General features: G+C 66.4%; 26 protein-coding genes. 16 read left to right on the top strand and 10 right to left on the bottom strand.

All coding sequences use genetic code 11. The features are described 5' to 3' along the window. Positions 1 to 11: 11 nt before the first annotated feature. Positions 12 to 803, bottom strand: coding sequence for a DUF4394 domain-containing protein (locus AC2FAN_RS23395; protein WP_485176535.1), 792 nt, complete (start codon positions 801 to 803; stop codon positions 12 to 14). Positions 804 to 1,000: 197 nt separating this feature from the next. Here AC2FAN_RS23395 and AC2FAN_RS23400 point away from each other — a divergent pair, with 197 nt between their 5' ends. Then, positions 1,001 to 1,564 (top strand): sigma-70 family RNA polymerase sigma factor, encoded by a 564-nt coding sequence (locus AC2FAN_RS23400; protein ID WP_485176536.1) that lies wholly within the window; start codon positions 1,001 to 1,003, stop codon positions 1,562 to 1,564. Then, positions 1,561 to 2,298, top strand: a complete 738-nt coding sequence (locus tag AC2FAN_RS23405) for an anti-sigma factor (RefSeq protein WP_485176537.1) — start codon at positions 1,561 to 1,563, stop codon at positions 2,296 to 2,298. Before AC2FAN_RS23400 ends, AC2FAN_RS23405 begins: the two co-directional genes overlap by 4 nt. A 779-nt stretch (positions 2,299 to 3,077) precedes the next feature. Here the strand turns inward: AC2FAN_RS23405 and AC2FAN_RS23410 are convergent. Both AC2FAN_RS23410 and AC2FAN_RS23415 read right to left on the bottom strand, forming a co-directional pair. Then, positions 3,078 to 4,169: an ATP-dependent DNA helicase gene (locus AC2FAN_RS23410; protein WP_265054311.1), complete on the bottom strand. Its 1,092-nt coding sequence runs from the start codon at positions 4,167 to 4,169 to the stop codon at positions 3,078 to 3,080. Positions 4,170 to 4,251: 82 nt separating this feature from the next. Further along, the gene (locus tag AC2FAN_RS23415; RefSeq protein WP_485176538.1) at positions 4,252 to 5,898 is read right to left on the bottom strand and encodes a methyl-accepting chemotaxis protein; all 1,647 of its coding nucleotides are present in this window, start codon (positions 5,896 to 5,898) and stop codon (positions 4,252 to 4,254) included. A gap of 212 nt (positions 5,899 to 6,110) precedes the next feature. On the opposite strand from AC2FAN_RS23415, the gene AC2FAN_RS23420 reads away from it, so the two are divergent. Together AC2FAN_RS23420 and AC2FAN_RS23425 are read left to right on the top strand one after the other, a co-directional pair. Beyond that, entirely contained in the window at positions 6,111 to 7,100 is a 990-nt protein-coding gene (locus tag AC2FAN_RS23420; protein WP_485176539.1) for an alpha/beta hydrolase, read from the top strand. A gap of 94 nt (positions 7,101 to 7,194) precedes the next feature. After that, a complete protein-coding gene (locus tag AC2FAN_RS23425) occupies positions 7,195 to 7,974 on the top strand; it encodes an alpha/beta fold hydrolase (RefSeq protein WP_485176595.1) in 780 nt (259 codons plus the stop codon). A 17-nt stretch (positions 7,975 to 7,991) separates the two neighbouring features. Here AC2FAN_RS23425 and AC2FAN_RS23430 read toward each other — a convergent pair whose 3' ends face one another. After that, positions 7,992 to 8,576 carry a GNAT family N-acetyltransferase gene (locus AC2FAN_RS23430; RefSeq protein ID WP_485176540.1) on the bottom strand — a complete coding sequence of 195 codons (585 nt, stop codon included), beginning with the start codon at positions 8,574 to 8,576 and terminating at the stop codon, positions 7,992 to 7,994. A gap of 89 nt (positions 8,577 to 8,665) precedes the next feature. On the opposite strand from AC2FAN_RS23430, the gene AC2FAN_RS23435 reads away from it, so the two are divergent. After that, positions 8,666 to 9,283 (top strand): LysE family translocator, encoded by a 618-nt coding sequence (locus AC2FAN_RS23435; RefSeq protein ID WP_485176541.1) that lies wholly within the window; start codon positions 8,666 to 8,668, stop codon positions 9,281 to 9,283. Between the two features lie 18 nt (positions 9,284 to 9,301). On the opposite strand, the gene AC2FAN_RS23440 is transcribed toward AC2FAN_RS23435, so the two are convergent. Next, positions 9,302 to 9,997, bottom strand: a complete 696-nt coding sequence (locus tag AC2FAN_RS23440; RefSeq protein WP_485176542.1) for an SDR family oxidoreductase — start codon at positions 9,995 to 9,997, stop codon at positions 9,302 to 9,304. Between the two features lie 34 nt (positions 9,998 to 10,031). Next, positions 10,032 to 13,631, bottom strand: coding sequence for a hydantoinase B/oxoprolinase family protein (locus AC2FAN_RS23445; protein WP_485176543.1), 3,600 nt, complete (start codon positions 13,629 to 13,631; stop codon positions 10,032 to 10,034). Positions 13,632 to 13,854: 223 nt separating this feature from the next. Between AC2FAN_RS23445 and AC2FAN_RS23450 the strand changes: the two genes are divergently transcribed. From AC2FAN_RS23450 to AC2FAN_RS23465, 4 genes are all read left to right on the top strand, one after another. After that, a complete protein-coding gene (locus AC2FAN_RS23450; protein ID WP_265054319.1) occupies positions 13,855 to 14,403 on the top strand; it encodes a TRAP transporter small permease in 549 nt (182 codons plus the stop codon). Between the two features lie 4 nt (positions 14,404 to 14,407). Next, entirely contained in the window at positions 14,408 to 15,718 is a 1,311-nt protein-coding gene (locus tag AC2FAN_RS23455) for a TRAP transporter large permease (RefSeq protein ID WP_265054320.1), read from the top strand. Positions 15,719 to 15,753: 35 nt separating this feature from the next. After that, a complete protein-coding gene (locus tag AC2FAN_RS23460) occupies positions 15,754 to 16,749 on the top strand; it encodes a TRAP transporter substrate-binding protein (RefSeq protein ID WP_265054321.1) in 996 nt (331 codons plus the stop codon). A 167-nt stretch (positions 16,750 to 16,916) separates the two neighbouring features. Continuing rightward, positions 16,917 to 17,441 (top strand): winged helix DNA-binding protein, encoded by a 525-nt coding sequence (locus AC2FAN_RS23465; RefSeq protein WP_265054322.1) that lies wholly within the window; start codon positions 16,917 to 16,919, stop codon positions 17,439 to 17,441. Between the two features lie 3 nt (positions 17,442 to 17,444). On the opposite strand, the gene AC2FAN_RS23470 is transcribed toward AC2FAN_RS23465, so the two are convergent. Both AC2FAN_RS23470 and AC2FAN_RS23475 read right to left on the bottom strand, forming a co-directional pair. Next, entirely contained in the window at positions 17,445 to 18,002 is a 558-nt protein-coding gene (locus AC2FAN_RS23470; protein WP_265054323.1) for an SRPBCC family protein, read from the bottom strand. After that, positions 17,999 to 18,322, bottom strand: a complete 324-nt coding sequence (locus AC2FAN_RS23475; RefSeq protein ID WP_485176544.1) for an ArsR/SmtB family transcription factor — start codon at positions 18,320 to 18,322, stop codon at positions 17,999 to 18,001. The genes AC2FAN_RS23470 and AC2FAN_RS23475 overlap by 4 nt, the downstream gene beginning before the upstream one ends. Positions 18,323 to 18,458: 136 nt before the next feature. On the opposite strand from AC2FAN_RS23475, the gene AC2FAN_RS23480 reads away from it, so the two are divergent. The 3 genes from AC2FAN_RS23480 to AC2FAN_RS23490 all read left to right on the top strand — a co-directional run bounded on the left by AC2FAN_RS23480 (position 18,459) and on the right by AC2FAN_RS23490 (position 21,180). Beyond that, positions 18,459 to 19,367 carry a DMT family transporter gene (locus AC2FAN_RS23480; RefSeq protein WP_485176546.1) on the top strand — a complete coding sequence of 303 codons (909 nt, stop codon included), beginning with the start codon at positions 18,459 to 18,461 and terminating at the stop codon, positions 19,365 to 19,367. A gap of 49 nt (positions 19,368 to 19,416) precedes the next feature. Then, a complete protein-coding gene (locus AC2FAN_RS23485) occupies positions 19,417 to 19,959 on the top strand; it encodes a hypothetical protein (protein WP_485176547.1) in 543 nt (180 codons plus the stop codon). 90 nt (positions 19,960 to 20,049) lie between these two features. Further along, positions 20,050 to 21,180: an iron-containing alcohol dehydrogenase gene (locus AC2FAN_RS23490; RefSeq protein ID WP_485176548.1), complete on the top strand. Its 1,131-nt coding sequence runs from the start codon at positions 20,050 to 20,052 to the stop codon at positions 21,178 to 21,180. Positions 21,181 to 21,193: 13 nt separating this feature from the next. Here AC2FAN_RS23490 and AC2FAN_RS23495 read toward each other — a convergent pair whose 3' ends face one another. Beyond that, the gene (locus AC2FAN_RS23495) at positions 21,194 to 21,829 is read right to left on the bottom strand and encodes a pyridoxamine 5'-phosphate oxidase family protein (RefSeq protein WP_485176549.1); all 636 of its coding nucleotides are present in this window, start codon (positions 21,827 to 21,829) and stop codon (positions 21,194 to 21,196) included. A gap of 221 nt (positions 21,830 to 22,050) precedes the next feature. Between AC2FAN_RS23495 and AC2FAN_RS23500 the strand changes: the two genes are divergently transcribed. From AC2FAN_RS23500 to AC2FAN_RS23515, 4 genes are all read left to right on the top strand, one after another. Further along, positions 22,051 to 22,509: a hypothetical protein gene (locus tag AC2FAN_RS23500; protein ID WP_265054330.1), complete on the top strand. Its 459-nt coding sequence runs from the start codon at positions 22,051 to 22,053 to the stop codon at positions 22,507 to 22,509. Positions 22,510 to 22,529: 20 nt separating this feature from the next. After that, a complete protein-coding gene (locus AC2FAN_RS23505; protein ID WP_485176596.1) occupies positions 22,530 to 23,192 on the top strand; it encodes a ribonuclease T2 family protein in 663 nt (220 codons plus the stop codon). A 63-nt stretch (positions 23,193 to 23,255) separates the two neighbouring features. Further along, complete coding sequence (locus tag AC2FAN_RS23510) at positions 23,256 to 24,107, top strand: 23S rRNA (adenine(2030)-N(6))-methyltransferase RlmJ (RefSeq protein ID WP_485176551.1); 852 nt, start codon at positions 23,256 to 23,258, stop codon at positions 24,105 to 24,107. A gap of 35 nt (positions 24,108 to 24,142) precedes the next feature. After that, positions 24,143 to 24,745: a glutathione S-transferase gene (locus tag AC2FAN_RS23515; RefSeq protein WP_265054332.1), complete on the top strand. Its 603-nt coding sequence runs from the start codon at positions 24,143 to 24,145 to the stop codon at positions 24,743 to 24,745. Positions 24,746 to 24,920: 175 nt separating this feature from the next. Here AC2FAN_RS23515 and AC2FAN_RS23520 read toward each other — a convergent pair whose 3' ends face one another. Beyond that, positions 24,921 to 25,574, bottom strand: a complete 654-nt coding sequence (locus AC2FAN_RS23520) for an outer membrane protein (protein WP_265054333.1) — start codon at positions 25,572 to 25,574, stop codon at positions 24,921 to 24,923. Positions 25,575 to 25,870 lie beyond the last annotated feature (296 nt).

Below are 25,870 nucleotides of genomic sequence, written 5' to 3' on the forward strand. Positions count from 1 at the left end.
ATCGCCCGCCTCTACATCGCCGGTAGAGCGGCGACGTCTCGTACCGGCGCGCTGAGACCGGCGACCTTCCCGACCATCGTAGCCTTGCCCGTGGCGAGATCCACCTTGTGCAGGGCGCCATCCGCCAGCAGCCAGCCCGTATTCGCGCCGTCCGCCCCGGTCTCGATGTCGAAGGCGATGGCCTTCGCCGTCACGCCGAGCTTGCCGACCGCGCCGAGCATGCCGTCATTCGGCGGCGCCTGCTTGATCAGCCCGCCGATCTTGCCGTCGATGTCATAGAGCGCCGTCTCCTTGGCGCCCTTCATCGAGTTGGTATAGGCGCCGGCCACGATCATCGGTGCCTCGCCCTTGTGCATGTCGGTCTCGGCGAATTTCAGCTTGCCGTCGACGGTCGTCTTGCCGTCCTCGACATTGACGCGGAGATTGGTGCCGTCAGAGCCGATGACGCGCAGCCGGTCGGCGGCCGGGTTGAAATCGACGGTCGCCATGGCATCGGCGGCGAGCACCGTGTCCATCTTCGACTTCATCGTCGCCTTGCCGGCGGTATCGACCGTGTAGATCGTGCCGTCCGTCGCCAGCGCATAGAGCATGCCGTCGGCCGGGCGCACGTCGATGCCGGCGATCTTGCCGTCGATGCCGGTGACCTTCATCGACTTGCCGGCCTTCATCGTCGCCGTGTCGATCATGGTGAGGGTGTTGTCGCCGCTCAGCGCCGCAAGCGTTCCCGCCTGGGCCAGCCCGGCCAGCGAGCCGGCGCTCAGGATGGTCGTGGCCGTCAGCGCAATGCGCATTGTCCTGGTCATGTCGTCGTCCTCCGCTTGTGTTTCGCGGCGCCGCCCGGCCTGTCGAAGGCTCGCGGCGCTCGGAGGGGTTAGACGCCAGGGGAGTGTCCGGATGCGCCGGGAAAAATAAAGAAAATCGCTGCATCCATGATCGTTTCCAGCGTGTAACCTTTTGCCGGAACCGTGCCGAGGCGCGCTGGCCGATCAGGGAGACGAGGATGGCGGGCGACGCCGCGCGACCGGAAATGACGATCGCGATCGAACAAGCGCTCCTCGCCTGTGCCGGCGGCGATAAATCGGCATTGAAGCGCATCTACGAGGCCGAGTCGCCGCGTATGGTCGGTGTGGCCCTGCGCATCCTGAAGCGCCGGGCGCTGGCGGAGGAAGCGGTGCAGGACAGTTTCATCCTGATCTGGCGACATGCGGCGCGGTTCGATCCGCAGCGCGGCAGCGGCCTGACCTGGATCTACGCCATCCTGCGGAACCGCTCGCTCTCGATCCTGCGCGATGAGAGGCGCACCGAAACGAGCGACAGCCCGCTGGCCGAGGACACCGCGAGCGAGGAGGACGATCCGGAAACCGTCATGGCCAAGCTCTCCGACGCAAAAGCCCTGCAGGGTTGCCTGGAGGCGCTGCCGGCCCAGCGACGCGGCATGGTGCTGTTTGCCTTCGTCCAGGGTCTCACGCATGGCGAGATCGCCGGGCGCCTGGGCGTGCCGCTCGGTACGGTGAAGTCCTGGATCAGGCGCTCGCTGATCACGCTGAAGGAGTGCCTCGGATGAGCCCGCTCTCCGGCACGATCCCGACGCCTGAGGACCGCGACGCGCTCGCAGGCGAGTATGTGCTCGGCCTGATCGAGGGCGTCGACCGCGAGCGCTTCGAGCAACGCCTCGATGACGACCGCGACCTGTCCCTCGCCGTCGTACGCTGGCAGAGCCGCCTCGCGCCGATCGACGGCACGGCCCCGGCCATCCCGCCCTCGCCTGCCTTGTGGCCGGGCATCGAGGCGGCGATCGCCATGGCGGCGCAACCCGGCCGCCGGGCGGCCGCCCAAACGCGCAGCCGCTTCGCAGGTTGGTGGGAAAGCTTGCCGGTCTGGCGCGGCGCAACGCTGGCCGGCGCGTTCGCTACGCTCCTGCTCGCGGCGGGCCTGATCGGTGCGCTCGACCGGGCAAGGCGTCAGCCGGTCATGGTCGCGGTGCTGCTCACGGATACGAGCGTGGCTGCCGCCGTGGTCAACACCTTCGCCGACGGTCGCGTCGAGATGGTGCCGCTGCAGAACATCGCGGTTCCCGAAGGCAAGGCGCTCGAGATCTGGACGCTGTGGGATCGCGCGGTCGGCCCCCGCTCGGTCGGGCTCATCGACCGCGCCCGCAGCACGCCGCTGCGGCTGGATCAATTGCCCCTGGGTCGCGACCAGCTCTTCGAAATCACGCTGGAACCGTCGACAGGCTCGCCGACAGGCCGCCCGACAGGCCCCGTCATCGCGAAGGGTACGACGGCGCAGGCTTTGTGACGGATGAGTCGACGTTTGGAAGCGGCCATCCGGATGAACGCTGCTGGCCCGAGTCGCGCCTCGAATATGTTTGCTTCCGGATGTCGCCGTCGTGCCTGCCGTGATGTGACAGCGAAACCCGGTGTGTCGATATGCCTTCGTAGATTGTCCCCAGGGACAGCTTTCAGCTTGAAGGTCGTACGAATAGTAGGCGAAAAGCCGAGCTGTCCGAAGAGGACGTCCGGCGCTGGTTCCGGAATGCAACAATGGAGTTCGCTGTGCTGAAACGCTGTGTCACCGTGGTGTTCATCCTGCTCGGGCCAGTCGGTTGTGTCACACAAGATACCGTTCCCAGCAAAAGAGCGGATGGGCCTGCCTACACGCAGCCAGGCGTTGGCGCGCCTGCCCGTCAGACGGACATGTTTGGAAATGCCTTTCGCTAGTCGAAGAGCGGCGCATAAGGCGACTGCGCAACTCTGATCCGTGAAGTGCGGCGGGCCGGCTTTCCAGGCGGTGCCATCACCCAGCGAACCGAACGAGGCGATTTGCGCTTATGCCGCGTACCCTTAGCCGCAAGCGGCGGCGTTCGCTTGGAGCCTGCCGCGTTTTCGTGGAAACGTTGGTCATCCCGGACGGAGCGAAGCGCAGATCCGGGATCCATGCCCGACGATCCGTCCGACAGGCTCTGGCATGGATCCCGGGTCAAGCCCGGGATGAAGGCGTGGTTCCGTACAAAATCAGCAAGCTTTAGAGCCAGTCCGCCAGCGCTTCCCACTCAAATAAGACGTCGCCCGAACGCGCTAAACCACCACCGTGATCGTCTCCGCCGCGCGCGTCAGCCCGGTGTAGAGCCAGCGCGCCCGGTGCTCGCGGAAGGCGAAGCTCTCGTCGAAGAGCACGACGTCGTCCCATTGCGAGCCCTGCGATTTATGCACCGTCAGCGCGTAGCCGAAGGTGAATTCGTCGGTGTGCTTGCGCAGCTCCCAGGGGATCTCCTCCTCGGTGCCGTCGAAGAAATTCGGCATCACCGACACCTTCACCGCCTTGGCGCCGGTGTCGTCCTCCGGCGTCACCCGCATGGTGACGAGCCCCTTCTTCGAGGTCTTGATCTCCTGCACGATCCAGGAGCCCCCATTGAGCAGCCCCTTGCTCTTGTCGTTGCGCAGGCAGACCAGCTTCTCGCCCGCGACCGGGCTGTTATCGGTGCGGCCCATCAATTGGCGGATGCGGGCATTGTAGTTGCGCCGCGTCTTGTTCATGCCGACCAGCACCTGGTCGGCACCCATGACGATCTCGGGATTGATCTCGTCGCGCCGGATCACCCGGCTCGGGCCGTACTCGCCGAGTTCGAGCCGCCCGCCCTCGCGCACGATCATCGACATCCGCACGATCGGGTTGTCCGCCGCCTGGCGATGGACCTCCGTCAGCATCACGTCCGGCTCCTGCTCGGTGAAGAAGCCGCCGCCCTTGACCGGCGGCAATTGGGCGGGGTCGCCGAGCACCAGTACCGGCGTGCCGAAGGAGAGCAGGTCGCGCCCCAGATCCTCGTCGACCATGGAGCATTCGTCGATGATGATAAGCTTGGCCTTGGCGGCCGCGCTCTCGCGGTTGAGCACGAAGGTCGGGCTCTCCTCCTCGACGCCGCGCGAGCGGTAGATCAGCGAATGGATGGTCTGCGCGCCATCGCAGCCCTTGTTGCGCAAGACGAGCGCAGCCTTTCCGGTATAGGCGGCGAAGACGACCTCGCCGTCGACCGCCTCGGCGATATGGCGCGCCAGCGTGGTCTTGCCGGTGCCGGCATAGCCAAACATGCGGAAGAGCTGAGGCTCGCCGGCCTGCAGCCAGCGCGCAACGGCGGTCAATGCCGCATCCTGCTGAGGCGACCAGCTCATCGTGATGGGACCGTCGAAGAAGGCATGGCGCAGATGGGGCCGAGTCGCGCGCCGAAGGCAAGCGCGACGATGCGGAAACCGCTCAGGCCGCGCGCAGGCGCCGCACGAAGGCACCGGCCTCCACCTGCAGCGCATGAATCCGCCGGTCGAGCTTGCCGGCACTCGCGGCGCCCATATCGGCCTGCCCAACAGTCTGCAGATTGGCGGCCGCGATCTCGCTCATCGCGATCGCCGCCGTGGCGGTGACGTCGGAGATGCGCCCCACAGTCTCGCCGAGCGAACCCAGCAGTTCGACATGCGAATTCACCATCGTCGCGATCTCGGTTCCAGTCTGCTCGACGGCGGCAACGCTCGTTCCGATGGACGAGACGGCTCCCGCCGCATGGGAAAGGGCTTCCTCGGCCTGCGCGATACGACCCACGATCCGTGCAGCCGCCTCAGAGGCCTGGTTCGCCAGCGTCTTCACCTCGGCGGCGACCACGGCGAAGCCGCGGCCATGGGTGCCGGCCCGCGCCGCCTCGATCGTGGCGTTGAGCGCCAGCATGTTCGTCTGCCGCGCGACCGCCTCGATGATGCCGACGACATCGCGGATCTGGGCGGCATTCTCGCTCAGCCGCGTCACCAGCGCGTGGGTCCCGGCCGCTTCATGCGTCGCGGCGGTCGCCATCTCGGAAACCCGCCTGACTTCGGTGTTGATCTGGCCGATGACATATTCCATGCGCAGCGCGGCCTCGCTGGAGCGACGCGCTTCGATGCCGGCTCCGTCGACGGAGCCCGCTGCGGTCTCCGTGCTCTTCGAGACCTGATGGACCCGCACCGCCGCGTCCTGCAGCGCCATGCGCAGCACTTCGCTCTCCCGGCCGATCTCTCCGAGCAGGAGGCCGAGCCGCGCTTCGAACTCGTCGGCGATGCGGGCAAGCTCCGCGCTGCGCATCTGCTCATGGCGGCGCGCGTCGCCTGCTTCCGCCTCGCGCGTCACCAGCGTCGCCCGCACCTCGCTGAACTGGCGCACGATGCGGGCGAGCTGGCCGATTTCATCGGCCCGCCCGCGATAGGGCACCTCGATCACGTGATCCGATGCCGCGGCCTGCCCGATCGCCGTCATGAGGCTGCGCAACGGCCGCGTCAGATGGCTCCGCAGAAGCAGCAGCGCCGCCAATCCACCGGCGAGTGGCAGCAGGCAGGCGAACAGGATGGTCCAGAGCCGGACATGGCCGGCGCGCTCCCCGGCACGGGCTGCCGTCTCGGCCGCACGGCGCGCAAGCTGGTCCCGCAGGGCCGATGTCGTGATGATGATCTGGTCGACATTGGTCCGTGCCTCATCGGCTCCCGCTTCGAGGAGGGCGGCCTTCGCCGAAACGCGGCGGCCGATATCGACGATGCCGCGCTGAAAGGCGATGAAGGTCCGGATCCGGGCGTCGAGCGTCGGGTTGGCCTCGCGTAAGGCGACAGGCAAGGAGGAGATCAGATGCGCGCGGGCCGCGTCGACCAGCTCGACGGCGCCGTCGAGCCGCTCCAGCATCGTCTCGACCTCCCGCTTGGGCATGTCGGCGTCGACACTGCTGAGCAGGGCTGCGGCTGCGACGCGGCTGGAAAGCAGCGAGGCGCTGCTGGCCAGTCCGATATCGGCGAAGGCGGCGGCATCGATGCGCCGGGCCTCGTCGAAACCCTGCAGCGCGCTGACGAGGCCAAGCGCCCCGGCGAGGCTCAGCAGCGCGAAGAATGCCATGATCTTCGCCGTCAAACCCAGTCGTCGCATGGTCGTCACCGTCTCGTAGCCACGGCCCGTTTCGCAGACGCGAACGAACGGGAGGTTAACGGCAGCTTCATATTACAACAAAATCAACAACTTAGCCGATTACATAAACGTGCACCTCCTGGCGCGGCGCCTGCTTTGTCAGCGGCGTTGCCCACGGACGAGAGGCAGCCTAGCTTCGCACGATGAGACCACGCGCGACCCGGATTCTCCTGCTCTGCCTCGGCTTGGCGCTCGCGGCCTATGCAGCCTTCGTCCTGTCGCCCTGGCCTTCGGCCCTGCTGACCCGAATGGCCTTCGCCTACGGTGCTTCGGGAACCAATGCGGCCCTGGCCAAGCACGTTCCGGCCTCGCTTCGCGAGCGACTCGATATTCCCTACGGCAAGGCCGAGGAGGCGCGGCTGGATGTCTACCTGCCGCAGGGCGGTGCCCAGCCCGGCCGGCCCACCATCGTCTGGGTACATGGCGGCGGCTTCGTCGGTGGCGACCGGAAGGATGTCGGACCTTACCTGAAGATCCTGGCCGGGCGCGGCTATCCGGCCGTTGCCGTGGGCTACACCCGCGCGCCGACCGCCCGCTACCCCGAGCCCGTGCTGCAGGTGAACGAAGCGCTCGGCTTCCTGCAGCGCGAAAGCCAGCGCCTTGGCCTCGACCCCTCGCGGATCGTGCTCGCCGGCGATTCGGCCGGCGCGCATATCGCCGCCCAGCTCGCCGCCGGCCTGACCGGAAAGGACTATGCCGAGCTGCTCGGCCTCAAGCCGGCGTTCGAGCCCGCCACACTGCGAGGCGTCGCGCTGTTCTGCGGGGCCTTCGACCCGACGGCGCTTGATCTTTCCGGGCCCTTCGGCAGCTTCATCCGCTCCGTGCTCTTCGCCTATTTCGGCGTGTCGAACCCGCTGGAGAGCGACCGCATCACCGAAGCCGCGGTTCCGCGCTATGTGACGGAAACCTTCCCCCCGAGCTTCATCACGGTCGGCAATGGCGACCCGCTGGCGCCGCAATCGGTGGTGATGGCTCAGGCTCTGCAAGACCGCGGCGTCAAGGTCGACACGCTGTTCTTCCCGCCCGAAACCGAGCCGAAGCTGCCGCACGAATACCAGTTCGACCTCGACAGGCCGGAAGGACGACAGGCGCTGGAGCGGCTGACGGGTTTTCTGAGCGGGCTGAGGAATTGAGCTCCCGGATACGACAATCATGCACGTCACCGTGAACGGGGTTCGCCTCTACGTCGATATCGAGGGAGCTGGGCTGGTCCCCGACGGGCCGAGGATGCGCGAGAAGCCGACGCTCGTCCTGCTTCATGGCGGGCCAGGTTTCGACCACAGCATGTACAAGCCTGCCTTCTCGGCGTTGAGCGACATCGCCCAGATCGTCTATTACGACCATCGTGGTTGCGGGCGCAGCGAGAACGGTCCGACAGACCGCTGGACGCTCGACCAGTGGGGCGACGATGTCAGGGCTCTTTGCGACACGCTCGGCATCGAGAAACCGGTCGTGCTGGGAACCTCCTTCGGCGGCTTCGTCGCGCAAGCTTATGCAACCCGCCATGCCGGCCATGCTGCAAAACTTATCCTGGTCAGCACGGCCGCAAAGTTTGATTTTCAGCAGGTCTATGCGGCTTTCGAACGCCTCGGAGGCGCCGAAGCGGAAAAGGCGGCCCGAAACTATTGGTCAGCTCCCTCCGATACCACGCGGGCGGTTTACGGGAAGATCTGCGTCCCGCTTTACGCACCTCGCAACCAGACGGATGACGGATCGTGGATTGCCCGCGCCATCATGCGCAACGAAACTGGTGTCCACTTCAACGGTCCCCGCAACGAGCACGGCCGCTTCGACTTCAGGGATGCGCTCGCGCGCGTGTCCTGCCCGGTTCTCGTCATGGCCGGAGACAAGGACCCGATCACACCGATCGCCTTCAGCGAGCAGATCGCGGCAAGCCTCCCACCTGAACAAGTCCGCTTTCAGCGCTTCACCGATTGCGGCCACGGTATTCTCGCCGACGATCGGGATGGCGCCTTACAGGCGATCCGCGACTTCATCCTCGCATAGAGCGAAACCCGTTCTGCCTACAGTATCAGCCTGAGCAGCGGCCGCCCCGGCTTCTGCCGGGCCACCTCGACGAAGCCCGCGCGCCGGAACACGCTTTCCGGCCCGACATAGAGCCCCTCCGCGCTGCGCTTGTCCTGGTTGTCCATGGCAGCCGCCTCGATCAGCCGCGCGCCGCTATCCGTCGCAAACGCAACGGCTCCATCAACCAGCGCGCCGGTGACGCCCTTGCCGCGAAATCCCCTCCTCACGAAGAAGCAGGAAGCCGCCCAATTGCTGATGTCCTCGGCCGCCGCGTCCGGCAATGGCGTCGAGGCGCGGCGCGGATTGTTCCATTCAGGGATATGTGCCCGCGGGCCGATCTGCAGCCAGCCCACGGCCTTGTCCTCCGCATAGGCCAGCACGCCCGGCGGCGGCCCGTCCCGCACCCGCTCCTCGAACAGCCGGCGCGCTCCCTCGCCGAGCAGAGGCTTGCGCAGGCGCTGCGGCATGCGGAAATGGTTGCACCAGCAGCCATAGCAGGGGCCCTGCGGTCCGAAGAGGTCTTCCAGATCGCTCCAGCGCTCCGGCGTCAATGGCCGCACGGCAAAGCTGGCCTGAGCCATCGCAAACCTCCCGTTCCGGCGGCGCAAAGGGGCTGGACACCCGTTCGGCATCGGCAGATCACTAGGCGACACAGCCGGAGGCCCGCGCCATGTCGCTCGAAGTCTATGCCGCCTATCTGCTCGCCTGCATCGTCATCATCATCGTTCCCGGTCCGACGGTCACGCTGATCATCGCCAACAGCCTGAAGCACGGTACCCGCGCCGGCCTCCTCAACGTGGCAGGAACCCAGGCCGGCCTCGCGATCATGGTCGTGGTCGCCGGCATCGGCCTCAGTTCCGTCATCGCAGCGCTCGGTCACTGGTTCGAGTGGCTGCGGCTGGCGGGCGCCGCCTATCTGATCTGGCTGGGCTGGAAGATGTTCCGTTCGGCCGGCGCAGACCTCGACGGCAGCGCCCCGGCCAGGGCGCCGCGCGGCGGCTTCTTCCTGCAGGGCGCGCTGGTGGCGCTCAGCAACCCCAAGACGCTGCTGTTCTTCGGTGCCTTCTTCCCGCAGTTCCTCGACCCGGCGCGCGACCACGTCACCCAGATCGCGATTATGGGCGCGACCGCGCTGGCCTTCGCCGCGCTCAGCGACGGCGCCTATGCCATGCTGTCCGGCCGCGCCGGCCATCTGCTCTCGCAGCGGCGCGTCCGGCTTCTGTCGAAGTTCAGCGGCGGCCTGTTGGTCGGCGGCGGCCTCTGGCTCGCCTCGACGCGGGCGAGCTGAGCGGCCGACCGCCCACTATCACCAGGCGATCTTTTCGCCCGTGTAGTCGCGGAAGCTGTTGGTCTCGGCGATGCCCGAGGCGTCGATGGTGCGGATCAGCCCGCTCGCGCTCTCGGCAGGGGTGATGTCGGCCCCGCCGCCGCCCATATCGGTCTGGACCCAGCCCGGATGGAACAGCAGCACGCTGACATTGCGCTCGCGCACGGCATTGCCGAACACGACCATCGCCATGTTCACCGCAGCTTTCGACGAGCGATAGATCAGGGCGTTGCCGGGATTGCCGGCGATCGAGCCCATGCGGCTGGAGATCGTCGCGATCTTGCGCGCCTGCCCGGCCTCTATATTGGGTAGGAAGGCCTGCGCCACCCGCACCGGCGCATAGACATTGACCTCGAAGACCTCGCGCCATTCGTCGAAATCGACATCGAGCCCGCTCTGGCGGTCGCGCGGGCCGTAGAGGCCGGCATTGTTGAGGAGAACATCCACCGGGCGCCCCGCCAGCGCCTCCTTTGCCGCCGCCACGCTCTCGTCGGAGGTGACGTCGAGTTCGAGCGGCGTCAGCGCCCCGGCATATTCGGCTGCGAGATCGCCCAGCGCCCCGCCCCGGGGGTTGCGCGCCGCGGCAACGACATGGTCGCCTCGCCGCAGCAATGCGATGGTGAGCGCGAGCCCGATGCCGCGATTGGCGCCGGTGATCATCCAGGTCTGAGGCATGTCCGTCTCCATGGTCGAGAGACGGAGCTAAGCCTCAACCCTCGGCTTTTCCATAGCCCCCAGCCGTCGGCGTGATCACGGTCACTGCCTCGCCGGCTTCGAGCAGCGTCTGGTCGGACGGTTTCAGCTCCTCGATCGCGCCGGAAAGCCTGCGCACCAGCGTCTTGCCGAGCTGGCCGGGCTCGCCACCCTTCACGCCGAAGGGCCTCACCTTCCGGTGCGAGGCGAGGATCGCGCAATCCATCGTCTTCAGGAAACGGATGGTGCGGCTGGTGCCGTCGCCCGCCGTCCATTCGCCCTTGCCGCCGGAACCGGCGCGGATGTGGAAATCCTCCAGTACGACCGGGAAGCGCGTCTCCAGGATCTCCGGATCGGTGAGCCGCGAATTGGTCATGTGGACATGCACGCCCGAGGTGCCGTTGAAGCCCGGCCCCGCCGGCGAGCCCGAGCAGATCGTCTCGTAATACTGGTACTGGTCGTTGCCGAAGGTGAGGTTGTTCATCGTGCCCTGCGAGCAGGACATCGCCTGAAGCGCCCCGAACAGCGTGTTCGTCACCGCCTGCGACACCTCGACATTGCCCGCGACGACGGCCGCCGGATAGCGCGGTGCCAGCATCGAGCCCTCCGGCACGACGATTTTGATCGGCCTGAGGCAGCCGGCATTCATCGGAATCGCATCGTCGACCATGACGCGGAAGACGTAGAGCACGGCGGCGCGGGTGACCGGCGCCGGCGCGTTGAAATTGTCCGGCCGCTGCTCGGAGGTGCCGGTGAAATCGACCGTTGCCTCGCGCTTTTCGCGGTCGATGGTGATCTTCACCTTGATCGCGCAGCCCTGGTCCATCGGGTAGGTGAATTCGGAATCGTGCAGCTTGGTCAGAAGCCGCGCCACGCTCTCGGCCGCATTGTCCTGCACATGGCCCATATAGGCCTGCACGACATCGAGGCCGAAGGAGCCGATCATCTTCTTCAGCTCCGCCACGCCCTTCTCGTTGGCGGCGATCTGCGCCTTCAGGTCGTTGACGTTCTGCACGACGTTGCGCACCGGATAGCGCGCCCCGGTCAGGAGCTTGACGAGGTCTTCCTCGCAGAAGCGGCCCTGATCGACGATCTTGAAGTTGTCGATATAGACGCCCTCTTCCTCGATGTTCGTCGCCAGCGGCGACATCGAGCCCGGCGCCGTGCCGCCGACATCGGCATGGTGGCCGCGGCTCGCCACCCAGAACAGGATGTCCCTGTCCTCGGCATCGAAGACCGGCGTGCAGACCGTGATATCCGGCAGATGCGTGCCGCCATTATAGGGAGCGTTGAGGCAATAGACGTCGCCCGGCTTGATGACCGGATTGTTGGCGATCACCGTCTCGACCGAACGATCCATCGAGCCGAGATGCACCGGCATGTGCGGCGCATTGGCGACGAGCGCGCTGGTCTGGTCGAACACCGCGCAGGAGAAGTCGAGCCGCTCCTTGATGTTCACCGAATAGGCGGTGTTCTGCAGCGTCACGCCCATCTGCTCGGCGATCGACATGAACAGGTTGTTGAAGATCTCGAGCATCACCGGATCGGCCTTGGTGCCGATCGCCGCCAGCTGCACCAACGCCTTGCTACGCACGAGGACGAGATGGTCCTTGGCCGTGAGTTTGGCGCTCCAGCCATCCTCGACGACGACGGTCTGGTTGGGTTCGATGATGATTGCCGGCCCCGCGACGCTCTGGCCGGGCCTGATCGCTTCGCGCCGGACGATGGCGGCATCGTGCCATTCGCCCTTGGAGAACAGCCGCGTGCGCTCGGCGATCGCCGGCTCGCCAGCCTCTTCCGCGACTGAGGCCTCCTCGAACTTGGCGCCGCCACCGACCGCCTCGACCTCGACCGCTTCGACGACCAGCGCCTTGGTCTCGTCCATGAAGCCGAAGCGCGCCTTGTGCGCAGTCTGGAAGGCCTCCTGCATCGCAGCCCGTGTCCCAGCCGGGACCGCGATCGCGGTGTCGGTGCCGGCGTAACGGATATGGGCTCTGGTATGGATGGCGATGTCGCCCGCGGCCACACCCTGCCCCGCGACCTCCGAACGGGTCTCGGCAGCGAGCTTCCCGGCCACGGCCTCGATCGCTGCTTTCGCCTCGCCATCGAGCGGGACATCCAGCGCCGCCGTCCGCGTCGAGCGGATTTCGGCGAGGCCCATGCCGTAGGCCGAGAGCAGCCCGGAGAAGGGATGCAGCAGCACCGTCTTGATGCCGAGCGCATCGGCGACGAGGCAGGCATGCTGCCCGCCGGCACCGCCGAAGGAATTCAGCGCATAGCGGGTGATGTCGTAGCCGCGCTGGACCGAGATCTTCTTGATCGCCTCGGTCATGTTGGCGACCGCGATCTGGATGAAGCCGTCCGCGACCTCCTCGGCCGAGCGGCCGTCACCGACCTCCGCCGCAAGCGTCGCAAACTTGGCCCGCACCGTCTCGACGTCGAGCGGCGCATCCTGCTTCGGCCCGAAGATCGCCGGGAAATAGGACGGGATCAGCTTGCCGACCATGACGTTGGCGTCGGTCACCGCGAGCGGCCCGCCGCGGCGATAGGCGGCCGGACCAGGATTGGCGCCGGCCGAATCCGGGCCGACGCGGAAGCGCGCGCCGTCATAGTGGAGAATGGAGCCGCCGCCGGCCGCGACCGTATGGATCAGCATCATCGGCGCGCGCATGCGCACGCCGGCGACCTCGGTCTCGAAGGCGCGCTCATACTCGCCGTCGAAATGCGCGACGTCGGTCGAGGTCCCTCCCATATCGAAGCCGATCACCTCGGCGAAGCCGGCCGAGCGGCCGGTCTCGGCAAGGCCGACGACGCCCCCGGCCGGGCCCGACAGGATCGCATCCTTGCCCTGGAACAGCTCGGCGGCGGTGAGACCGCCCGAGGACATCATGAACATCAGTCGCGCGCCGGTGCGGGCGACATCGAGTTCCTCCGAAACCTGCTGCACATAGCGGCCGAGGATCGGCGAGAGATAGGCATCGACCACGGCGGTGTCGCCACGCCCGACCAGCTTGATCAGCGGCGAGACCTCATGGCTGACGGACACCTGCGGAAAGCCGATCTCGCGGGCGATGCGCGCCGCCGCCTGCTCATGCGCCGCGTAGCGATAGCCGTGCATGAAGACGATGGCGACGGCGCGGAAACCGGCATCGTACTGCGCCTGCAGCGCCCCGCGGACCACCGCCTCGTCAAGTTCGCGCTCGATCGTGCCGTCGGCGAGCACACGCTCCTCGACTTCCAGCACGTCTTCATAGAGCTGCTCGGGTTTGACGATCTCCTTGGCGAAGATGTCGGGCCGCGCCTGGTAGCCGATGCGCAGCGCGTCGCGGAAACCCTTGGTGGTGACGAGCAGCGTGCGGTCGCCCTTGCGCTCCAGCAGCGCATTGGTCGCGACGGTCGTGCCCATCCTGACCTCGCCGACCGCACCGGCCGGGATCGCCTCGCCCGCCTTCAGGCCGAGCAGGTCGCGGATGCCCTGGACGGCCGCGTCGCGATAAGCGCCGGGATTTTCGGAGAGCAGCTTCCTGGCATGGAGATTGCCAGCCGGATCACGTCCGATCACGTCGGTGAAGGTGCCGCCGCGATCGATCCAGAAGTCCCAACACGCCGCCGACATCAGACGTTCTCCCCACCGTCATGCCAGCGACGGATTACGCTGACGTTTTATCGATAAATCGTCGATGAGTTATTGACAAGACAATTTCGGCGGCTACCATCCCGATTGTGGCTGGAACATGGCTGAGGGGCCGGGCCGGCACGAAAGCGGAGGATGCGACGATGCGAGCAGTCCTGGCAATCGGGCGCTCATGCGCCACTCACCGGCGGGAGCGGCGCGCGCCATGATTCGCCGCACGCTCGACGCGCTCTACCTCTGGGCCGGCTACGCGGCCGGGGTCTTCCTCATCCTGATCTTCGTGCTGATGATGCTGATGTCGATCGGCCGCGAGATCGGCCTCAACATCCCGGCCGGCGACGATTTCACCTCCTGGTGCATGGCGGCGATGGCGTTCCTCGGGCTCGCGCACACCTTCAAATCCGGCGACATGATCCGCGTCGGATTGCTGATCGACCATTTCAAGGGCCGGAAGCGCTGGTTCTTCGAGGTGTTCTCGCTGGTGCTCGGCCTCGGCTTCTCCGGCTTCTTCGCCTGGCATGCCGCGGTGATGACGTGGCAGTCCTGGGAGTTCAACGACATCGCCGGCGGCGTCGTGCCGATGCCGCTCTGGATTCCGCAGCTCGGCTATTCCGGCGGCCTCGTCATCCTCTTCATCGCGATGGCGGACGAGTTCGTCCATGTCGTGATCCGCGGCCAGGAGCCGCGCTACGAGAAGCCGCCCGCGCAATCCGACGAGGAGATCGTCGAGCGCGCCATGGCGAGCGGAGTGTGACGCCATGGCGATGATCGAGATTTCCGGGCTTCTGCTCCTGCTGCTCGTCGTCTTCCTGGCCGGCGGCGTCTGGATCGCCATCTCGCTGATGGCCTGCGGCTGGGTGGCGATGCAGTTCGTCGGCGGCGGCATCCCGGCCGGCTCCGTGCTGGCCACGACGATCTGGGGCAACAGCGCCTCCTGGACGCTGGCCGCGCTGCCGCTCTTCATCTGGATGGGCGAGATCCTCTACCGCACGAAGCTCTCCGAGGAGATGTTTCGCGGCCTCGCGCCCTGGCTCAACTGGCTGCCGGGCCGGCTGATGCACGTCAACGTGCTCGCCTGCGGCATCTTCGGCTCGGTCTCTGGCTCCTCGGCCGCGACCTGCGCCACCGTCGCAAAGATCGCCCTGCCGGAGCTGAAGAAGCGCGGCTACAACGAGAAGGTCGCGCTGGGCTCGCTGGCCGGCGCCGGCACGCTCGGCATCCTGATCCCGCCCTCGATTACCATGGTGGTCTATGCGGTGGCGGCCAACGTCTCGATCATCCAGATCTTCCTCGCCGGCTTCCTGCCCGGCCTGCTCGTGATGGTGCTCTATTCCGGCTACATCGCCATCTGGCACATGCTGAATCCCAGCCAGTCACCGCCGCCAGAGCCAAAGATGAGCCTGCGCGAGAAGCTGCGGGAATCGGCGCAGCTCGTCCCCTGCATGCTGCTCATCCTCCTCGTCTTCCTGTCGCTGCTGCTCGGCTGGGCGACCGCGACGGAATGCGCCGCCTGGGGCGTGCTCGGCTCCTTCGGCATCGCCTGGTGGTCGGGCACGCTGACCAGGGAGGCCTTCTGGCAGAGCGTGATGGGCACGACCCGGATCACCTGCATGATCATGCTGATCCTGGCTGGCGCCTCCTTCATGTCGACCTCGATGGCCTATACCGGTATTCCGGCGGCGCTGGCCGCCTGGGTCGACAGCCTGCACCTGTCGCCCTACGCGCTGATCGCGGCGTTGACGGTGATGTACATCGTGCTCGGCACGGCGCTCGACGGCATCTCGATGATCGTGCTGACCACCGCGATCGTCATCCCGATGATCAAGACCGCCGGCTTCGATCTGGTCTGGTTCGGCATCTTCCTCGTGCTGATCGTCGAGATGGCCGAGGTCTCGCCGCCGGTCGGCTTCAACCTCTTCGTCCTGCAGACCATGTCCGGCAAGGATTCGAATACGGTCGCGCTGGCGGCGCTGCCCTTCTTCTTCCTGCTGGTCGCCGCCGTCGCGATCATCACCATCTTCCCGCAGATCGTGATGGTCTTGCCCCAGATGGCCTTTCCGCCTCAATGATACCGCATCAAAACCAAGGGAACGGAGACAAGACCATGCATCGCAAGGACTTCATCAAGGGCCTTCTCGTCGCGGGCGTCGCCGCCGGGGCGCTCGCCTTCGGTTCGCTCGGCGCGGCGGCCCAGACCAAATGGAACCTGCCCAACGCCTATCCGGCGGATAACCCGCACACGGAAAACCTCGTCCTCTTCGCCAAGGATGTCGAGGCGGCCACCGGCGGCAAGCTGTCGATCACGGTCCACGCCAATGCCGCGCTGTTCAAGGCGCCGGAGATCAAGCGCGCCGTCCAGACCGGCCAGGCTCAGATGGGCGAGATCCTGATGTCGATCCATGAGAACGAGGATCCGGTCTACGGCATCGACGTCGTGCCCTTCCTGGCCACGAGCTTCGCCGACTCGCGCAAGCTCTACACAGCCTCCAAGGCTGCGATCGAGAAGAAGCTCGATTCACAGGGTATCAAGCTGCTCTTCATGGTCCCCTGGGCACCGCAGGGCGTCTACGCCAAGAAGGACATCAACACGATCGAGGACATGAAGGGGCTGAAGTGGCGCTCCTACAATGTCGGCACCGCCCGCCTCGGCGAATTGCTCGGCATGCAGTCCGTGACGATCCAGGCGGCCGAGCTGCCGCAGGCGCTGGCGACCGGCGTCGTCAACTCGTTCATGTCGTCCGGCGGCACCGGCTACGATTCCAAGGTCTGGGAGTCGCTGACGCATTTCTACGACACGCAGGCCTGGATCCCGAAGGATGCCACCTTCGTCAACAAGGCGGCCTTCAACGCCCTCGACCAGGCGACGCAGGACGCAATCCTGAAATCTGCCGCCGCTGCCGAGGAGCGCGGCTGGAAGATGTGGCAGGAGAAGGCCGGCTGGTATCTCGACCAGCTCAAGGCCAAGGGCATGAAGGTACAGGCGCCCTCGCCCGAACTGGCCGCGGGCTTCAAGAAGGCCGGTGACACCCTGACCGCCGACTGGCTGAAGAAGGCCGGCGCCGACGGCCAGGCGATCGTTGACGCCTACAAGAAGATGTGAGGCGGGCCACCTCGCCACAGGTCAAATCGAGATCGCGGTCATCCCGGGCGACCGGAGGGAGACCCGGGATCCATGCCGGAACAGTCCAGGCATGGATCCCGGATCGGCGCCGCTATCGCGGCTTGTCTGGGATGACCACGCGTTTTTATTCAGGATGATGGAGCGCGATGACCTCTCCCGCCCCCGACCACCTCGGCCCGATCGTCTCCTCCGGCCACCTTGCCGCGGGTGCCCTGCCGGCGCTGTCGGAGTTCGAGTTCGCGCTGAGCATGACGGTGCACGCTTTCCAGCGCTGGATGATCCGCTGCATGGCGGCCGCCGGCGTGCCGGACCTGTCGCCGCTCGACGTCCTCGTCCTGCACAACGTCAATCATCGCAGCAAGCCGAAGCGGCTCGCCGATATCTGCCTTGTCCTCAACATCGAGGACACGCATCTGGTGAACTATTCGCTGAAGAAGCTGGAGCGGCTGAAGCTGCTCAAGGGCGGGCGCAAGGGCAAGGAGAAGACCGTGGAGGTCACTCCGGCCGGCGAGGAGGCCTGCCGGCGCTATGCCCAGATCCGCGAGCAGCTTCTGGTCAAATCCGTCCGGGCCAGCGGCGCAGATTCCGAGCGGCTGTCGGAGATCGCCGCCGCGATGCGCTCCCTCTCCGGCCAGTACGACCAGGCGGCACGGGCGGCGGCGAGCCTGTAGGTCTCAGGCCGAACCGCCCTGTTCCGGCAGATCGGCATAGCGCGCCGCATAGTCCGCCTCCAACTTCTGGTGGCGCGACCAGAATCCGCGCCTCGGGCTGCCCGTGAGCAGGTCCTCCAGCAGGCCGAGATGCATGTGCCAGCCGCCGGAAACGCTGGTCATCTCCGCCTTGCTGCCGAGCTTGCGATGGGTCAGCACCAGCAGGACCTTGTCGCCCTGCGGCGAGAGAGCGAATTCCACCTCGGATTCCGGCTCGTCCCCGCCGCCCCAGGTGAAGGCGATGAGACGCGGCGGTTCGTAGCGGGTGATCGTCCCGGTCGAGGGCCAGCCGTTCTCGTGCATCTCGCGATAGGCCTCGGGCGGCGCCTCGTCCGTGATCTGCGAATGCTTGAACAGCATCTGGGTGCGCCCGCCGACACGCAGATCGAAGGGCCCGGAAGCGAGCCAGCGCCCGCGCTTCTCCGACTCGGTGATATAGGCCCAGACACGTTCGACCGGCCCGGGCAGCAGGCGCTCGAAACGCACCGCCCCGCTTTCCAGCACAACGCCATATTCGCTCATCGCGTTTCTCCCTCGCCCGTCCCGGGCTTCGCGAGTTCCTGTTCCAGCAGATCGAGGTGATGCCCCCAGAAGCGCCGGACCCGACGCAGCCAGGCATCGAAGGCATCGAGCCCAGCCGGATCGAGCCGGTAGATCCGCTGCTGGCCCCTGACTTCGACCGTCACCAGCCCCGTCTCCCGCAACACCTTGAGATGCTGCGAGATCGCCGGCGCGCTCGCACTGAAGCGCGCGCCGATCTCGCCGGCGGAAAGCGCGCTTTCGCCGAGCATCTCGACGATGCTGCGGCGCGTGGGGTCGGCAAGGGCGGCGAAGGCGTCCATGCTCTATAACTTTCAAATTCACTTAATTAAGTCAACACTTAAATCAAAAACGCGACCCTGCCATGCTGCCAGGCGGGCTTGCTTCGCAACCATGAGTTGGCCAGTGGTGGCGCGCCATGAAAACCGACAGCTCGCCATGACCGCCCGCAACGTCTCGCTCGCCGGCATCGCCATGATGCTCATCGGCATGCTGCTGTTTTCGCTCAACGACGTCATGGGCAAATGGCTGGTCGCCACCTACACGGTGGGGCAGGTGCTCGTATTGCGTAGCATTGCGGCTCTCCTCGTCATCATGCCCTTCGTGTTCAAGCAGGGTGTGCGGCGGACATTGCGCCCGGAGCGCCCCCGATTGCAGGCGCTGCGCGTTCTCTTCGGCTCGGCCGAGGTCGCGCTGTTCTATCTCGCCGTGACCTACCTGCCGCTTGCCGACGCCATGACGATTTGGCTCGCCGCCCCGGTCTGGGTCGTGATCCTCGCGGCGCTCCTGCTTGGCGAACGCGTCGACGGGCGGCGCTGGCTTGCCGTTGCCCTCGGCTTTACCGGTGTTGCCGTTGCCCTCGCCCCAAGCGGCGCGAGCCTGTCGATGCCAGCGTTGATCGCCGTGCTCGGCAGCTTCTTCTTCGCCGCGATGATGATCGCCGGCCGGCAGCTGCGCGGCACGCCCGACGTGACGCTGGTGGCGTGGCAGACTCTCGGCGCGCTGCTCATGGGGCTGGCGCTGCTGCCCTTCGGGTGGGTGACGCCGAGCCTGAAGGACGCCGCCCTGCTCGGCCTGCTCGGCATCATCGCGATGACCGCGCATATCTGTGTCACGCGCTCGCTCAAGCTCGCCGAAGCCTCGGTCGTCGTGCCCTATCAATACACGCTGATCGTCTGGGCGCTGGTCTTCGGCTGGTTCATCTTCGGCGACTGGCCGACACCTGCGATGCTGTGCGGGGCCGCCCTGATCGTCGCGGCAGGTCTCGCACTGCTCGTCCTGGAAAGGCGCACGTCCGGCGCCGCCTACAAGGCCCGGCAGGAAGCTGTTACCATCGAACAGGGTTGACGCGAAACGGAGCAGGGCCACGGAACGGAAGCCATCCGACCTCTGGCTCATGATGCTGGGCGTGGTGGCCGCTGCCGTCGGCCTCTATATTGCGGCCACGGCCTGGGCGCGGTTTCCGTTGCCGCGCGAGCAGCTCTCGGTCGCGGGCCATGTCGGTCCGATCTCGATCGACACGCCGCTCGTCCAGGAAGGCACCGGCCGCAACCAGGGCAGCTACCGCACCCAGCGCATCGCGCTCGTCGCCACCGGCCACCCGCTCAAGAGCTATTCGCCGGCGCGCACCCTGTGGGTCGAGAATACCGATCGCATCCGCTGGGGCCAGCCATTGCACTTCCTCGTCGATCCCGACAGGGGCTTGATCTACGAGGCCACGACCGAAGGCAGGACGATGCTGTCCTATGACGACACCGTCGGCAATCTGTCGGCCTCGGCCCGCAATCGCTTGCTGGTCGGCCTCGCCTTGTTCGCCTTTGCTATCTGGCAGTTCGGGACGGTGTTCCAGCGGCATCGGGCCAGCCGGTCGCCGAACCCTGCAGCCGAGCTGCTGAGCGATACCGCGCTCGAGATCGTCACTCTTTTCGAGCCGGGGTGACCTGCGCCGGGCTCACGCCTGCGGGCTGGCATCCTCCGCCCGGCCGGGCGACAAAGCTGCCCTGCGGAAAAGGCCGGCGGGAGGCACGACATGGCGCTGATCACCTATCTCACGACGATCAAGTTCGGCTTCGGCGAGGTCGCCGGCATCGAGGCCGATCTCTCCGGGCTCGGCATCGCCAGGCCGATGATCGTTGCGGACAAGGGTATCCTCGCGGCCGGGCTTGTCGCGGCCGTGCAGAAACATGCCGCCGCCTTGCGATCCGCCCCGGTCTTCGTCGATACGCCCACGAATCCCACCGAGGAGGCTGTCGAGGCGGCGCTCGTGCTCTACCGCCAGCATGGCTGCGATGGTGTCGTCGCGATCGGCGGCGGCTCTCCGATCGATCTCGCCAAGGGCGTGGCGCTGCTCGCCACCCATGACGGCCCGCTCGAAACCTACGCCGCGATCCTCGGCGGCATCCCGAGGGTCACCGCCAAGGTCGCCCCCGTCATCGCGATCCCGACGACCTCGGGCACCGGCAGCGAGGTCGGCCGCGCCGCGCTGATCACCCTGAAGGACGGGCGCAAGCTCGGCTTCATCGCACCGTACCTGATCCCGCGCCTGGCCATCTGCGACCCCGAGCTGACGATGGGGCTGCCCGCGTGGCTCACCGCCGCCACCGGCATGGACGCCGTCACCCATTGCATCGAGACCTATCTCAGCCCGCGCGAGAACCCGCCGGCCGAAGCCATCGCCCTCGACGGGCTGAAGCGCGCCGTCGACCATATCGAGCGCGCCGTTAAGGACGGCTCGGACCGCGAGGCCCGCAAGGAGATGATGATGGCCGCTCTGCAGGGCGGCATGACCTTCCAGAAGGGGCTCGGCGCTGTCCATGCCCTCTCTCACCCGCTCGGCGGGCTGAAGGAGGTCTCGCTGCATCACGGCACGCTGAACGCCGTGCTGCTGCCCGCCGTGCTGCGCTTCAACGCGCCGGCGGCCGAGGCGAAATATGCCGAAATCCGGCGCGTCCTCGGCCTTGCCCCCGACGCCGAGCTCGCAGAATGGATTGCCGGGCTTGTCGCCCGGCTCGGCATGCCCGGTAGCCTCTCTGCCATGGGCCTGCCGCGCCATGTCGTGCCGGCCATCGCCGAGGCGGCGACGCTCGACCATTCGAGCGCGACCAACCCGCGCGCGGCCACGGCGGCCGATTATGCCGCCATGCTCGAAGCGTCGTTCTGACGGCACGCGCCTCTCAGTAGAGGCGCGTGCGATAACCTTCCTCGAGATTGCGATCGGCCTCGTCGCCATCGACCGCCTTGGTCTGGTCGGCGATGATCCGGCCAAGCGTGGGGAAGCTGTTGCGCGGCACCTGCGAGGCCTGATCCCACAGCTTCGAGCGGATCAACGCCTTGCCGCAATGGAAGAAGGCTTCATCGACCTCGACGATGAGCCCGGTGACGGGCGGGCGTTCCAGCATCGCGGACGGCGCCAGCAAATCGGAATCGCGCGTCGCCCGGCCCTTGCCGTTCACGCGCAGAGTCTCGGGAATGCCCGGCACCATGAACACCAGCCCGACGCCCGGCGCCGACACGATGTTGCCGAGCGAGTCGACGCGGTTGTTGCCGCGCCGGTCCGGAATCAGCAGCGTCCGCTCGTCGAGCACGCGCACGAAGCCGGGGCCGTCACCACGCGGGCTCGCATCCGCATTTCCATCCGCATCGCAGCTCGCCAGCACGAGGAACGGCGAAAGCGCGATGAAGTCTCGGCAGAACTGATCGAGCTTTTTCAGGACCTTGCCGGTCGCCAGCGGATGGACCGGGCCGATATGGCCGCGCAGCAAGCCTGCATCATCGATGCGCGCCGCCGGATCGTCGAAGCAGTTCGTCATGGCGTCTCCCCATATCTGCCGACAATCTGTCGGAAGCCGGATGAACGCGCCAGCATGGCTTCCGACGAGATGCTCTGACCGGCTCGCATGACAACGCGACTGTGGCCGCAAAGCCCGCCGAACGCTCCGCAACAGCGAAGAGAAGCATCTTTTCTTGACCCCTGACCGCGGCATCGCCATCGTGCCATCTATATTCGCCCTCCTGTACGAGGCCTGATTCCATGCGCCGCGCTCTGCTGCGAACCGCCCTTGTCTCCCTCGCCTGCCTGACCGCCTTCGCGGCCGGCGCGAGCAGCCGCCGCTACGTGCATCCCGCCGACCGGGCCGAAGCGCGCATCATCCCGATGTACGGCAACCTGCCGGCCTGCGAGGACCCGGCCGTCCTCGGCGAGCTGACGAGCTGGTTCAATTCCCGCGAAGCCAAGTTCTGGGGACCGCTCCAGGCCGTCTCCTATGATCGCATCGGGGAAATCGGTTTCCGCTCCTGGGGCGACGACTTCATCCCGCGGCGCTTCTGCAGCGGCCGCATCCTGCTCAATGATGGCACCTTCCATCGCGTCGATTATTCCGTGCGCGAGAATCTCGGCCTCTTCGGGCTGACCTGGAACGTCAACTGGTGCGTCAGCGGCCTAGATCGCAACCGGGCCTATGCGCCCGACTGCAAGATGGCGCGGCCGTAAAACCTGCCCATCGCGCGATGATGAAGCGCCTTGCGCTTGCAGCCCTGTCGCTCTTCTGCCTCGTCGGAGCGGCTTGCGCGCAAGGCTTCGGCCAGCGCGGCGGCACGCCGGGCGATTTCGACTTCTATGTTCTGGCGCTGTCCTGGTCGCCCGGCTTCTGCGAACTCGACGGCGATCGCTCGCGCAACCGCGAGCAATGCGGCGAAGGCAGCAATCTGCGCTTCGTCGTACATGGGCTCTGGCCGCAGAACGAGCGCGGCTATCCGAGTGAATGCGGGCCCGCCGGCCGCTCGCCCTCGCGAATCGCGCTGGAACAGGCCGAGGGCCTGTTCCCTACGGAAAGCCTTGCCCGCTACGAGTGGCGCAAGCACGGCACCTGCAGCGGTTCCAGCCCGAGCGATTACTTTCGCGATGTCCGGCGCGCCCGCGACAAGGTGACGATCCCCCCGGTGCTCGCCAGGGCCGAACGCGATCAGAGCTGGACCGCGATCGATCTCGAGCGGGCCTTCGTCGCGGCCAATCCCGGCCTGCGCACCGACATGATGTCCGTCGCCTGCAAGCGCGGCGTCCTGCAGGAGGTCCGGATCTGCTTCAGCAAGGACCTGCGCGACTTCCGCAGCTGCCAGGAAGTGGATCGCTCCGGCTGCCGCGCCCGCGAGTTCACCGTCGTCGCGCCACGCTGAAAGCTGCGGCCTTCAGGGGCTTTGCCGCTTTCGGGCACGAGCGCCTTGCTCTACGAACGCTCCATGAATTACCGCCACGGCTTCCATGCCGGAAACTTCGCCGATGTGCTGAAGCATGTCGTGCTGACCCGCATCCTGCTGCATCTCGCCGCCAAACCGACGCCCTATCGCATCATCGACACCCATGCCGGCAGCGGGCGCTATGATCTGAGCTCCGAGGAGGCGCTCAGGACGCATGAATGGAAGGATGGCGTGGCGCGAATCGAGCAGTCGCCGCTCGCTCCCGCTGCCGAGGAATTGCTCGCCCCCTACCGCGCCGCGCTGGCCGGCATTCGCGCGCTCCACGGCCCCGGCGCCTATCCCGGCTCGCCCTGGTTCTGTCGCCACGTCATGCGGCGCGACGACCGGCTGATCGCGGCCGAACTCCATCCGCCGACCTATCAGAAGCTCGTCGAGGCGGTCGGCATGGACAAGCGCTGCAAGGCCCTGGCCATCGACGGCTGGACGGCGCTCAGGGCCAATGTCCCGCCGAAGGAACGCCGCGGCCTCGTCCTGATCGACCCGCCCTTCGAGCAGAAGGACGAATTCGCGACGCTCGCCGCGCAGTTCATCGCCGCCCATCGCAAATGGCCGACTGGCATCTATGCGCTCTGGTATCCGATCAAGGACCGCGGGGGCGTCGAAACCCTCATGAACGATGTCCGCGATGCCGGCATCGCCCGTTTGCTGCGGCTGGAGATCGAGGTCGATCGCCCGGAGGCGGCCGGCGGTCTCGGCGCAACCGGTCTGCTGATCGCCAATCCGCCATGGCGGCTTGCCGAAGAGGCGAAGATCCTTCTCCCGACCCTGACCGAACGTCTCGCGCAAGGGCCGCGGCCGCGCTATCTCTGCGAACCGATCCGCTCCGACGGCTGATCGTCTTCCGTCTCGTCCCAGCAAGGGTTTTGTCGATGCTCGTCCTGCGCTCCTCCCCCGCTTCGCCCTTCGGCCGCAAGGTCAAGATGGCGGCTATCGAACTCGAGCTGACGGACCGCATCGAGATCGTCGCGGCCGATACGAACGATCCGTCCGAGCCGCTGCGCCAGCAGAATCCGCTCGGCAAGATCCCGACGCTGATCCTGGAGGACGGCACGACGCTGTTCGATTCCCGCGTCATCGTCGACTATCTCGACCATATCGCCGGCGGAAAGATCATCCCGGCCGGCGACGCGCGCTTTGAGCAGCTACGTCTGCAGGCCTTGGCCGACGGCATCTGCGATGCCGCCCTGCTTCAGGTCTACGAAGGGCGCTATCGCGCCGAGGAAGGCCGCAATGCCAACTGGCTGGCGCATCAGGACGGCAAGGTTGGCCGCGGTCTCGCCGCGCTGGAAGCCGCGCCGCCCGCTTTCCCGAATCGCCCTCGAATCGGCGAAATCGCGCTGGCCTGCGCGCTCGGCTATCTTGATCTGCGCTTCGAGGGGAAATGGCGCGCCGCCCATCCGAAGCTGGTCGCCTGGCTCGATGATTTCGCCGCCCGCGTCCCCGCCTTCGAGACGACGCGCTTCAAAGGCTGAACAGCGCGAACGCAGCACGGCGTCGGGCATACCGACGTCGTCACGAATCTGGTCCGCCGGCAGTCAAAAGCTGCCGGCTTTTTCTATCGCCGAGGCTCAGCGGCCTCCGTCATCAAGACAACAAAAAACCCGGTGGCCGAGGCCACCGGGTTCGTTCCGTCTCCGGGAGGAGAGATCAGAACTTGTAGCTGAGGCGAGCGCGGACGACCGAGAAGTCGGCGCCGACCTTGCTGGTGCCAATGTTGTTGATGATGTTCTTCTCGCCGAGGTCGACGTAGAGGTACTCGACGCCGGCAACCAGGTTGTTGGTGAAGGCGTACTCGAGGCCCGCGCCGATGGCATAGCCGCCGGTGTGGGTGCGGTCGGACGAGAAGCCGATGCTCGGGATCGAGGTCTTCACGTTGCCGTAAGCCCAACCACCGGTGACGTAGGGCATCCAGCGATCGATGGCCCAGCCGAGACGGGCGCGGACGGTACCGAAGTACTCGGTCTTGACGCTCGTGCCGAAAATGTTGCCGCCGGAGCTCAGGTCAGCGCCCTGGAAGTCGGCTTCGGCGCCGAGCACGAACTGGCCGATCTGGTAGTTGTAGCCGACCTGGCCGCCACCGATGAAGCCGTCGAGATCGCCGACCTGACCCAGGTTGTTGGTGCTCGTGTTGCCCCAGCCGTAGCCGGCGTTGGCACCGACGTAGAAGCCGGTCCAGGTGAAGACGGGGACGTAGATCGGGGCAGCGATCGGGCCCTTGCGCGACGGCAGGTCAGCGGCAGAGGCGGCGCCAGCGGCGAGGATGCCGAGCGCTGCCACGCTCGCAAGCAGGTACTTCTTCATGATAAACTCCTTAGTCGTCGCAGCGCCGAACGGGCCGGCAGGTGATTTCGATGGACCCTGTATAAGACGGGGCAGCGGTTTTGTCTGTTGCACTGGAAGCACATCTGCATTGCAGACCGCGGCAGAAATGCGGCACGAATGCGATGACTGCATGCAAATAGGTAAAGCCAGGTTAACCACGCTCCTCCCGACATCAATGGTAAATCGAATACTAATAATGCGCTAAACCCAGCTCGTTGACCGCGGCTGATCGGGGCTAAAAACGCGGGAGATCACGCAAGGTTCCGGCAATTTTT

This window comes from Allobosea sp. RIT-PG3_2 (assembly GCF_057321085.1).